This is a genomic window from Nocardioides sp. (assembly GCF_035547795.1).
Taxonomy (GTDB): Bacteria; Actinomycetota; Actinomycetes; order Propionibacteriales; family Nocardioidaceae; genus Nocardioides.
Genome location: NZ_DASZUF010000055.1, coordinates 1 through 10,661, shown reverse-complemented (window position 1 = coordinate 10,661; position 10,661 = coordinate 1). Strand labels below are relative to the sequence as shown.

The window sequence follows — 10,661 nt, the reverse complement described above, 5'->3', positions numbered from 1 at the left end:
GGGTCGGTCCCTCCACCGGCACCAACGTCTGGGCCGCGCTCGGCGTCATCGGCCGGATGCGTGCGGCCGGCGAGTCCGGCAGTGTGGTCACGCTGCTGTGCGACGCGGGGGAGCGCTACCTGACGACGTACTTCGACGACGACTGGGTCGCCGCCCACGGCATCGACCTGGATCCCTATGCCCATGCCCTGGCGGCCTATGACGAGACGGGCGTGCTGCCTTCCCTCTGAGCCGGTCTGAGCCGCCGCGCGGGCCCAGTCAAGAAAACAGCTGACGTGGTCGGGTGACACGCCGGCGTGTCGGTCGACCAACTCAGCTGTTGTGCTCGGAACGCCGGTCTAGATGTTTCTCCGAAACCGCGTCATAGCCCCCTTGATGGGCCGTTCCCTCATCGCGAGGGGTCGTCCGCCGGTGGGGGGTGGACGACCTTTCGCGTCCGACCCTCCACCACGGTGCCGGCGATCTCGTCGTCGACGTGCAGCCGCGCCGACAGCCCGGCCGCCTCCAGCAGTTCCGCGGTGGCGGCGGCCTGCGCCCGGCCGGTCTCGATCAGCACCGAGCCGCCGGGGGCCAGCAGCGTCGGCATGGCAGCCGCCACCCGGCGCTGTACGTCGAGCCCGTCGGCGCCACCGTCGAGCGCCACCCGGTGCTCGTGGTCGCGGGCCTCGGGCGGCATCAGGCCGATCTCGCCGGTGGGGACGTACGGCGCGTTCGCGCAGACCACTCGCGCCACCAGCCCGGCCGGCAGCGGGCCACCCAGGTCGCCGAGCAGCACCCGCTCGGGTGGCAGGTTGAGTCGGGCGCAGGCGACCGCGGCCGGGTCGACGTCGACCGCCCAGACCTCGACGCCCGGCACGCGGGCCGCCACCGCGGCCCCGATCGCGCCCGACCCGCAGCCCAGGTCGACCACCACGTCCCCCGGCGACAGCAGCCCGGCGGCCACCCGCACCAGCAGCGTCGTGCGCAGCCGCGGCACGAACACACCGGGCGTCACCCGCACCCGCAGCCCGTCGAACGACGCCCAGCCGACCAGGTGCTCCAGCGGCTCCCCCGCCATCCGGCGTACGGCGAGTGCCTGGAGCTCCGCCGCCGACGATGCGGACTCGCGCAGCACGGTCGCCTCCTCCTCGGCGAAGACGCACCCGGCGGACCTCAGTTGCGCGACCAGTTCGTCCATCGGTCAAGATGCTCGCATGTCAGCCCTGGTCCCGATCGCCTGGATCGTGGCCGGCTACGCCGTACTCGTCGCCGGCGCCGGCGCGCTCGGCGTGGTGCTGAAGGCGCCGCGGCCGCGCTGGCTGGACCAGATGGCCTGGATGCTCGAGGCGCTGTGCGCGGTGCTCGCTCTCGGTGCGGTCGGATCGCTGATCCAGGGGCACCGGCCGGCGTCGATGTCGACGCACCTGGGCTACGTCGCCGCGGTGGTGTGCGTGCTGCCGGTGGCGCTCGGCTCGGTGCGCGAGGACCGGGACAGCTGGTCGTCCGGAGTGGTGGCCGTGGCCGCCCTGGCCACGGGCGTGATCGCCGTACGCCTCATGATGACCAGGTGAGCGTGAACGACGTGCCGCGGCCCAAGCGCGGACCCCACCTGGTCCTGATGGCGCTCTATGCGCTGTTCATCCTCGCCTCCGGCAGTCGGGCGGCGGTGCAGATCGCGACCAAGTTCCACGTCGCACCGTTGGCCTACCTCCTGTCCGCGGTCGCGGCGGTGACCTACATCGTGGGCTGGTTCGCGATCCGCCGTGCCGCACACGGCCGGCCCCGGCTGGCCGAGGTGATGCTGTGGGTCGAGCTCGCCGGCGTGGTCGTGATCGGCACGCTCTCGGTGGTCAGGAGAAGCTGGTTCCCGGACGCGTCGGTGTGGTCGGACTACGGCGGCGGCTACGGCTGGGTGCCCGCGGCCCTGCCGATCGCGGCGCTGCTGTGGCTGCACCGCACCCACGAGCGGGTGCCCGAAGAGCAGAAGGAGACAGCCTCGTGAGCGAGTCGACCTCCGTCGCGGTCTCGCCCGACTCGGGTGAGCACTGGGCGGCCCCGGGGGCCTGGCAGGTCGCCGACGGCATCCACCGCATCCCGCTTCCGTTGCCGATGGACGGCCTCAAGGCGGTCAACGTCTACGCCATCGAGACGCCCGCCGGGCTGACCCTGGTCGACGGCGGCTGGGCGGTGCCGGAGGCCCGCGAGGCGCTGGAGAAGGGGTTGGCCCTGATCGGCGCCGGCGTCGGCGACGTCCGTGAGGTGCTGGTCACCCACATCCATCGCGACCACTACACGCTGGCCTCCGTGCTGCGGGGCGAGGTCGGCGCCCGGATCGCGCTCGGCGCACCCGAGCGTGCCACGCTCGACCTGGTCCACGCGGGCGCCGCCGACTCCCGGCCGCAGCTGGTCGCCGCCGGCGCCCGCGCGGTGCTGGAGGCGTGGGGTGATTGGACGCCACCGCCGGCCGACCTCGACCACTGGCGCTACCCCGACGTCTGGCTCGACGGCGACACCACCGTCGCGGTCGGCGCCCGGACGCTCGACGCGGTGCACACGCCCGGACACACCCGCGGCCACTACGTGTACGCCGACCAGCCCGCCGGACTGCTCTTCGCCGGCGACCATGTGCTCCCCACGATCACTCCCTCGGTCGGCTTCGAGCCGGCCGCGGCCGCGTCGCCGCTGGGCGACTTCATGGCGTCGCTGACCCGGATGCGGGCGCTGCCGGACCTGCGCCTGCTCCCGGCCCACGGCCCGGTGGCGCCGTCCTCGCACGCCCGGGTCGACCAGCTGCTCGCCCACCACGAGCACCGGCTCGACCTCTGCCTGGCCTCGTTGGACGGCGGCCCCAAGACGGCGTACGGCGTGGCCCACGACCTGCCCTGGACGCGGCACGAGCACGCCTTCGGGACGCTCGACGTGTTCAACCAAACCCTGGCCACGCTGGAGACGATGGCGCACCTGGAGGTGCTGGTCGCCCGTGCGCAGGCGACGCGGACCGAGACCGCCGACGGCGTGCTGTTCGCGATGGCCTAGGCTGGCCGGAGAAGACAGGGGAGCCCCGCACGGGGCTGAGAGTGCGGCGTCAGCCGCAGACCCTCCGAACCTGCTCCGGCTAGCACCGGCGAAGGGAGTCACCATGCGCCTGCGCGCGCTCGCCACGATCGGCGTCACCGTCCTGCTCGCGACCACCGCCTGCTCGGTCTCCACCAAGAACGACAGCGGCCCCGACGACACCACCTCGGCACCGGTGCCTTCCGGATCCACAGCGTCCGCGGCGCCCAAGATCAAGGACGTCGTCCTGGTCACCCACGACTCGTGGAGCCTGCCCAAGAAGCTGGTCGCCCAGTGGGAGCAGCAGACCGGCTACCACCTGGTGGTGCGCTCGAACGGCGACGCCGGCAAGCTCACCAACAAGCTCGTCCTGACTCAGGGCAACCCGGACGGTGACGTGTCGTTCGGGGTGGACAACACCTTCGCGACCCGGGCGCTGAAGGCGAACGTCTTCGCGCCGTACACGCCGGCGAGCGTGCCGACGGGGGTCAGCGGCTACGACGTCGAGGGCGACGGCGGCCAGCATCTGACCCCCATCGACCACTCCGACGTGTGCGTCAACGTCGACACCACCTGGTTCGCCGCCCACCACCTCACGCCGCCGACGACGCTCGACGACCTGACCAAGCCGGCGTACAAGAACCTCTTCGTCACCCCGGGCGCGAGCACCTCCTCGCCGGGGATGGCGTTCCTGCTGGCCACCATCGCCGCGTACGGCGACGGCTGGCAGTCCTACTGGTCCAAGCTGATGGCCAACGGCGCCGAGATCACCGACGGCTGGGACCAGGCCTACGAGGTGGAGTTCACCCAGGGCGGCGGCAAGGGCAAGCGGCCGATCGTGCTGTCCTACGACTCCGACCCGGCCTACACCGTCAAGGGTGGCACGACCTCGACCCAGGCGCTGCTCGACACCTGCTTCACCGAGGTCGAGTACGCCGGCGTCCTCACCGGCGCCAAGAACGTCCCCGGTGCCAAGGCGTTCGTCGAGTGGCTGCTCTCCCCGCAGGTGCAGGCGGCGCTGCCGCGGAGCATGTACGTCTTCCCGGTCGTGCCGGGCACCCCGCTGCCGGCCGACTGGACGCGCTTCGCCAAGCAGCCGACCAACCCGCTGACCGTGAGCCCGGCCGAGATCGACGCCAACCGGGAGAAGTGGCTGCAGCAGTGGAGCGACGTCACCTCCCGCTAGGCGGTCGCCTCCGGGGGCCCGTCACCCTGTTGGCCCTGGCCGCCGTCCCGGTGGCCGTGCTGGCCGTCTTCTTCGTGCTGCCCGTGGTCGGCATGGTCGGCCGCGGGTTCCGGCCCGAGGGGCACTGGGACGTCGGCGGTGTGCTCGACGTGCTGGCCCGGCCGCAGGTGCACCGGGTGCTCTGGTTCACGGTGTGGACCTCGACCGCTGCCACCGCGGTGACGCTGGTGCTGGGCCTGCCGGCGGCGTACGTGCTGCACCGGCTGACGGTGCCGCTGCGCCGGGTGGTCCGGGCGGCGCTGCTGGTGCCGTTCGTGCTGCCGACGGTCGTGGTCGGGGTGGCGTTCCGGCAGCTGTTCACCGGGCCGCTGGCCTGGCTGCACGTCGATGGGACGCCGTGGGCGATCCTGGCCGGCCTGGTCTTCTTCAACGCCGCGGTGGTGGTTCGCGCGGTCGGTGCGGCCTGGGAGTCGCTGGACCCGCGCCCCGGCGAGGCCGCGGCTGCGCTCGGCGCCTCGCCGGGGACGGTCTTCCGCACCGTCACGCTGCCGGCGCTGCGCCCGGCGATCGTGGGCGCCGGCTCGGTGGTGTTCCTGTTCTGCGCCACCTCGTTCGGGGTGGTGCTCACCCTGGGCGGCCTGCGCTACGCCTCGGTCGAGACCGAGATCTACCTGCTCACCACCAACCTGCTCGACCTGCAGGGCGCCGCGGCGCTGTCGCTGCTGCAACTGCTGGTGGTGGTCGCGCTGCTGCTGATCGGTGCCCGGAGCCGGCCGATGCGGACGAGCACCCAACGCGCCCCGGCCCGGCCGCGCCGGCCCCGCCGCGGTGACCTGCCCCAGCTGGCCGTGACCGTGCTGTTGCTCGCCTTCGTCGCGCTGCCGCTGGCCACGCTGCTGATCGGCAGCCTCCAGGTCGACGGCCATTGGAGCCTGGCCAACTACCGCGCGCTGGACTCCACCGGCTCCCACCAGGCGCTGCTCGAGCCGGCCACCACCGCCCTGAACCTGTCACTGCGGATCGCCGTCGACGCCACCCTGCTGGCGCTCACCCTGGGCCTGCTGGTCGCGCTCTCGGTCACCCGACGGGCGCGCACCCGCGGCGAGCGCCGGCTGCGCGGCATCCTGGATGCCCTGTTCATGCTGCCGCTGGGCGTCTCCGCGGTGACCCTCGGCTTCGGCTTCCTGGTCACCCTCGACCGTCCTCCGCTGGACCTGCGCGACTCGCCCTGGCTGGTGCCGATCGCGCAGGCACTGGTGGCGCTGCCGCTCGTCGTACGCACCCTGGTGCCGGCGTTGCTCGGCATCGACGACCGGCAACGCCAGGCCGCCGCCAGCCTCGGGGCGGGCCCCTGGCGGGCGGTGCTGGTGGTCGACGTACCGGTGCTGTGGCGGCCGCTGCTGGCCTCGGCGGGGTTCGCCTTCGCGGCCAGCCTGGGGGAGTTCGGGGCGACCAGCTTCCTCGCCCGCGACGAGAACGCCACCCTGCCGGTGGTGATCTACCGCCTGCTCGGTCATCCTGGCGCGATGAACTACGGCATGGCGCTGGCCGCCTCCTGCGTCCTGGCCGCCACCACCGCCGTGGTGATGCTGGTCGTGGAGCGGCTGCGGGTGCCGTCGCTGGGGGTGCTCTGAGTGCTCTCCCTGCGCGAGGTCTCGGTCCGGTACGACGGCAGCCCCGCCCTGACCGACGTCTCCCTCGACCTGCCCGACGGCCAGGTGCTGGCCGTGCTCGGACCGTCCGGGTCGGGCAAGTCGACGCTGCTGCGCGCGGTCGCCGGGCTGGAGCAGAGCACCGGCACGATCGCCTGGGACGACCGCGACCTGACCGGTGTGCCGACCCACAAGCGCGGCTTCGCGCTGATGTTCCAGGACGGCCAGCTCTTCGGCCACCTCACCGTGGCCGCCAACGTCGGCTACCCGCTGCGGCTGCGGCACGTGCCGCGCCCGCGTCGCCGTGAACGCGTCGCCGAGCTGCTCGCCCTGGTCGGCCTGGCCGGCTACGAGCGGCGCCTGCCCGGCACGCTCTCCGGCGGCGAGCGGCAACGGGTCGCGCTGGCCCGGGCGCTCGCGGTCGAGCCCCGGCTGCTGCTCCTCGACGAGCCGCTCTCCGCCCTCGACGCCGGGCTGCGCGGCCGTCTCGCGGCCGACCTGCGCGCCATCCTGGTCGCCGCCGGCACCACCGCTCTGCTGGTCACCCACGACCAGGAGGAGGCGTACGCCGTGGCCGACCGGCTCGCCGTCGTGCGCGCGGGTCGACTCGTCCAGGAGGGCCCGGTCGCGCAGGTGTGGCAGCGTCCGGCCGACCCCGAGACGGCGCTCTTCCTGGGCTATGCGCGGGTGCTCGAGGGTGCTCCGGCGGCGGCGGTGCTGGCGGCCGCCGGGGTGGGGCACGCCGGCCCGGCCACCGTCGCCGTACGGCGCAGCGCGCTGGTGCTGGCCGAGGACGGTCCGCTGTCGGGAGTGGTGGTGCAGGCGCGTGCCACGCCGGACCAGGTCAGACTGGTCGTCGACGTGGACGGCGTGGGCGAGATGGACGCCGTCGCCGGCTCGGCCGCGCATCCCGGCCCGGGCGAGAAGGTGCGGCTCCGCGCCGACCAGGATCGTCTCAGCATCCTTTCGTAAACTGCCCGCCATGTATCGCCGCGCCCAGCTCCTGCTCGTCGGCCTCGCGCTCGCCACCGGCGTCGGTGCGATCACGCTGGCCCTGAGCAGCGGTCATCACCTGATCGACCCGGACGGCAGCTTCCTCGGGCCGTCGTGGTTCCGGCTGCCGCTGCTGCTCGGGCTCGCGATCGGCATCGACCTGATCCCGCGGACGATCTGGTTCTCGCGGATGCGCCCCCAGCGGATGCCGGCGGTCTTCATGGAGCGGCTGCGCACGCACTGGAACAAGCAGCGCCTGACCTTGGTGGCGCTGGGCGTGATCTGCTTCTACATCGTCTACGTCAGCTACCGGAACATGAAGTCCGCGCTGCCGTTCGTGATGCACATCAAGTACGACCGCGACCTCGAGCTGATCGACACCGCCGTCCTCTTCGGTCACCACCCCGGCGCGGTGATGCAGGACGTCTTCGGCGACGGCTTCATGGCCTACTTCTTCTCCTACGTCTACCTGTGGTTCCTGCCGCTGGTGCCGATCGCCGTCACCATCTGGATCGTCTGGTCGCGTCAGCTGGCCTACGGCTACTGGTTCGTCGGCTCGCAGTGCATCGCTTGGACGCTGGGCACGATCTCCTACTACGCGCTGCCGACGCTGGGCCCGGGCATCGCCTTCCCGTGGATCTACACCGACGAGCCGAACGCGCCGGCCAAGCAGATGATGCTCTCGCTGGTCCACGGCAGACAGAACATCAAGTGGGCCGGCGTGGGCAACGCCGTCCAGGACGTCGCTGGCTTCGCCTCGCTGCACTGTGCCATCACGATGCTGGTGGCGCTGATGGTGCAGCACACCGTCCGCAACCGCGTGCTGCGGATCGTGTTCTGGGTCAACTTCTGCTGTACGGCGCTGGCGACCCTCTACTTCGGCTGGCACAGCATCTCCGACGACGTCGCCGGCGTGATGATCGCGCTGGTGTCCTTCTACCTCGGCGGACTGGCCGCGGGGCACCGGTTCGAACGCAAGGGGACACGCGACCTGGAGGCCGAGGGCGCCGCGATCCAGGCCGAGGAAGCCCTCGCCCGCGGCTGACCTCCCCCTCGAGAGGTCACCTTTGGCCCGTTGAGAGGTCACCTTTGGCCCGTCCAGAGGTCACTTGCTGCCGGTTGAGAAGTCACTTTCGGCGCGTTGAGTGGTCGAGGGTCGGACGCGCCCGCGCATCGGTACGGCGACGGTCACCGGCCTCATGCCGGCGGCTGCCGGCGCGGCCTTTCGGCGTACCGAAAGTGACCTCTCGACGCGCCGGAACTGACCTCTCGACGCGCCAAAGGTGACTTCTCGACGGGAATCACACCGGTGTAGTTCGAGAATGACATTGATGTAATTGTCAATGCGACACGCCGCGGTGGGCAGAGAAATTTGGGATTTTTGTTGCCTTGTGTGACTCCTGAGCACTACGGTCGTGCGACGTGCACCCCACCATGCGGAAGCTTGGACCCGCCGCCGTCCTGTCGCTCGGCCTCGTCGCCGGCTGTCTGGTGACATCGGCGCAGGCCGACCCACGGCAGCCGATCCCGAGCAAGCAGGACGTCGCGAACGCCCAGCAGGCGGTGACCAGCAAGCAGGGCCAGGTGCGCCAGATCCGCCAGCAGCTCGCCGCGGCCAACGCCAAGCTGCAGCAGGCCAGCGACGCCGCCGAGATCGCGGCCGAGGCCTACAACGGCGCCCGCTACGAGGCGCAGCAGGCCCGTAAGGCCGCGACCGCCGCCCAGCAGGCCGCCGACCAGGCCGCCGCAGCCCAGGCGCAGCAGCGTAAGGCCTACGCCCAGGGCGTGGTCGGCAACTACCAGTCGGCACCGGAGCTGACCACCCTGGCCGGCATCGCCAAGGCGCACGGCATCGACGAGATCCAGCAGCAGACCTCGGCGATGTCGGAGTCGCAGAAGGCGCTCAACGCGCAGTACGGCCGGGTGCAGGCCGCCGCCTCCCTGGCCACCGTGACCGCCCAACAGGCGACCGCCGCCCAGGACAAGGCGGTCAAGGCCGAGTCCGCCGCCAAGACCAAGCGGGACGCGGCGGTGGCGGCCGCGAACGCCGCCCAGGCCGAGGCCGAGAGCGTCGCCGTACAGAAGAAGAAGCTGCTCAAGCAGCTGGCGCGCCTCAAGCACGTCAGCGTCGCGATCGCCACCCAGCGGCAGCAGGCGCTGGAGGAGCGGGCGCAGGAGCGCGCCGCCGAGAAGGCCGCCGCCGAGGCAGCGGCCAAGGCGGCCGCGGAGGCAGCCGCCCAGCAGGCCGCCCAGCAGGCCGCCGCCAAGGCCGCCCAGCAGGCCGCGGCCAAGGGGGCGAAGACCGGCACGCTCGGCAGCCCGGGCGGGCCGACGCCGGCCGCGCCGACCACGCATGCGCCCGCCGCCACCTCGGCCGGGGTCGCTGCCGCCCTCGCCTTCGCCCGTGCGCAGATCGGTGAGCCCTACGTGTGGGGCGCCGCCGGCCCGAACAGCTGGGACTGCTCCGGCCTGACCATGAAGGCGTGGCAGCAGGGCGGCATCGACCTGCCGCACTACTCGGTGGCGCAGTACGAGCAGTCCACGCCGATCTCGCTCGGCGACCTGCAGCCCGGCGACCTGGTCTTCTGGGGCACCACCGACAGCCCGAGCTCGATCCACCACGTCGCGCTCTACGCCGGCGACGGGATGATCATCCAGGCCCCGCACACCGGCGCCGACGTCGACGAGGTGTCGATGTACTCCTGGGAGGCGCCCAACTTCTTCGCGCGTCCCTGAGCCCACCGCGGGATACCGTGGCCGGCATGGGCGGCGATGCGCTGAACGATGCTGTGGTGGGTGAGCTGGCCGCGGTCCTGGACGGCCGCCACGCCGACGTACGACGCGAGGTCCGGGAGCGGCTGGTGCCGCACGCCGGGCTGCTGAGCGAGGCCGACGAGCTGCCTCGCGAGGCCTACCGCGAGCGCATCCGCGACCTGCTCGTGGAGATGGCCGCGACCGGGCTGTCCGGGCTCGGTTTCCCCAAGGAGTACGGCGGGGCCGGGGACATCGGTGCCTCGATCGCCGCGTTCGAGACCGTCGCGATGGGTGACCTGTCGCTGCTGGTGAAGACCGGCGTGCAGGTCGGCCTCTTCGGCGGGGCGGTCCTGCAGCTGGGCACCAAGCCCCACCACGACGCCTACCTGGCCGACGTGGTCGCCGGTCGGCTGCTGGGTTGCTTCGCGATGACCGAGCACGGACACGGCTCCAACGTCGCCGCGCTCGGCACCGTGACCACCTACCACCCCGACACCGACGAGCTGGTGGTCACCACCAGCCGGCCCGACGCGTTCAAGGACTACATCGGCAACGCCGCCCGGCACGGTGAGCTGGCGGTGGTCTTCACCCGGTTGGTGGTGGCCGGCGAGGACCACGGCGTCCATGCCGTGCTGGTGCCGATCCGGATCGACGGCGCCCCGGCACCGGGCGTGCGGATCGAGGACGACGGCCCGAAGATGGGGCTCAACGGCGTGGACAACGGCCGGCTGTGGTTCGACGGCGTACGTGTCCCGCGCGGCAACCTGCTCAACCGGTTCGCCGACATCACCGACGACGGTCGCTACGTGTCACCGATCGAGAACCCGGACCGGCGCTTCTTCACCATGCTCGGCACCCTGATCCAGGGGCGGGTCAGCGTCGGCGGCGCCGGGCTGACCGCGGCCAAGGAGGCGCTGACGATCGCCACTCGGTACGCCGAGTGCCGTCGGCAGTTCGGCGCGGGCGACGGTCCCGAGCTGCTGCTGCTCGACTACGGCCAGCACCAGCGTCGGCTGTTGCCGCTGATCGCGCGCACCTATGCG

Annotated in this window: 10 protein-coding genes, 1 pseudogene and 1 riboswitch; of the genes and pseudogenes, 10 read left to right on the top strand and 1 reads right to left on the bottom strand. The window is 72.3% G+C overall.

Going from position 1 to position 10,661, the window contains the following annotated elements:
- Window positions 1–230, top strand: a pseudogene (locus tag VHA72_RS04390) (PLP-dependent cysteine synthase family protein); the annotation flags it as partial.
- A 158-nt stretch (window positions 231–388) separates the two neighbouring features.
- On the opposite strand, the gene VHA72_RS04385 reads toward VHA72_RS04390, so the two are convergent.
- Window positions 389–1,177, bottom strand: a complete 789-nt coding sequence (locus VHA72_RS04385) for a putative protein N(5)-glutamine methyltransferase (protein ID WP_325573224.1) — start codon at window positions 1,175–1,177, stop codon at window positions 389–391.
- 16 nt (window positions 1,178–1,193) lie between these two features.
- Between VHA72_RS04385 and VHA72_RS04380 the strand changes: the two genes are divergently transcribed.
- From VHA72_RS04380 to VHA72_RS04340, 9 genes are all read left to right on the top strand, one after another.
- Window positions 1,194–1,550 carry a hypothetical protein gene (locus tag VHA72_RS04380; RefSeq protein ID WP_325573223.1) on the top strand — a complete coding sequence of 119 codons (357 nt, stop codon included), beginning with the start codon at window positions 1,194–1,196 and terminating at the stop codon, window positions 1,548–1,550.
- Complete coding sequence (locus tag VHA72_RS04375; protein ID WP_325573222.1) at window positions 1,547–1,981, top strand: hypothetical protein; 435 nt, start codon at window positions 1,547–1,549, stop codon at window positions 1,979–1,981. The genes VHA72_RS04380 and VHA72_RS04375 overlap by 4 nt, the downstream gene beginning before the upstream one ends.
- Window positions 1,978–3,015, top strand: a complete 1,038-nt coding sequence (locus VHA72_RS04370; RefSeq protein ID WP_325573221.1) for an MBL fold metallo-hydrolase — start codon at window positions 1,978–1,980, stop codon at window positions 3,013–3,015. Before VHA72_RS04375 ends, VHA72_RS04370 begins: the two co-directional genes overlap by 4 nt.
- 6 nt (window positions 3,016–3,021) lie before the next feature.
- A riboswitch (TPP riboswitch) is annotated at window positions 3,022–3,129 on the top strand.
- Window positions 3,119–4,219, top strand: a complete 1,101-nt coding sequence (locus VHA72_RS04365) for a thiamine ABC transporter substrate-binding protein (protein WP_325573220.1) — start codon at window positions 3,119–3,121, stop codon at window positions 4,217–4,219. It overlaps the preceding riboswitch by 11 nt.
- Window positions 4,220–4,248: 29 nt before the next feature.
- A complete protein-coding gene (locus VHA72_RS04360) occupies window positions 4,249–5,853 on the top strand; it encodes an ABC transporter permease (protein WP_325573219.1) in 1,605 nt (534 codons plus the stop codon).
- Window positions 5,854–6,843: an ABC transporter ATP-binding protein gene (locus tag VHA72_RS04355; protein WP_325573218.1), complete on the top strand. Its 990-nt coding sequence runs from the start codon at window positions 5,854–5,856 to the stop codon at window positions 6,841–6,843. It begins immediately after the preceding gene.
- Window positions 6,844–6,853: 10 nt separating this feature from the next.
- On the top strand, window positions 6,854–7,909 hold the full coding sequence (locus tag VHA72_RS04350) for a phosphatase PAP2 family protein (protein ID WP_325573217.1): 1,056 nt from the start codon (window positions 6,854–6,856) through the stop codon (window positions 7,907–7,909).
- Between the two features lie 389 nt (window positions 7,910–8,298).
- Window positions 8,299–9,600: a C40 family peptidase gene (locus tag VHA72_RS04345; RefSeq protein WP_325573216.1), complete on the top strand. Its 1,302-nt coding sequence runs from the start codon at window positions 8,299–8,301 to the stop codon at window positions 9,598–9,600.
- Between the two features lie 56 nt (window positions 9,601–9,656).
- A partial coding sequence (locus VHA72_RS04340; protein ID WP_325573215.1) for an acyl-CoA dehydrogenase family protein occupies window positions 9,657–10,661 on the top strand: 1,005 nt, incomplete at its 3' end.

Coding starts and splice junctions, on each gene's coding strand:
- VHA72_RS04345 (WP_325573216.1), top strand. CDS start 8,299: ATGCGGAAGCTTGGACCCGCCGCCGTCCTGTCGCTCGGCCTCGTCGCC.
- VHA72_RS04385 (WP_325573224.1), bottom strand. CDS start 1,177: ATGGACGAACTGGTCGCGCAACTGAGGTCCGCCGGGTGCGTCTTCGCC.
- VHA72_RS04350 (WP_325573217.1), top strand. CDS start 6,854: ATGTATCGCCGCGCCCAGCTCCTGCTCGTCGGCCTCGCGCTCGCCACC.
- VHA72_RS04365 (WP_325573220.1), top strand. CDS start 3,119: ATGCGCCTGCGCGCGCTCGCCACGATCGGCGTCACCGTCCTGCTCGCG.
- VHA72_RS04380 (WP_325573223.1), top strand. CDS start 1,194: ATGTCAGCCCTGGTCCCGATCGCCTGGATCGTGGCCGGCTACGCCGTA.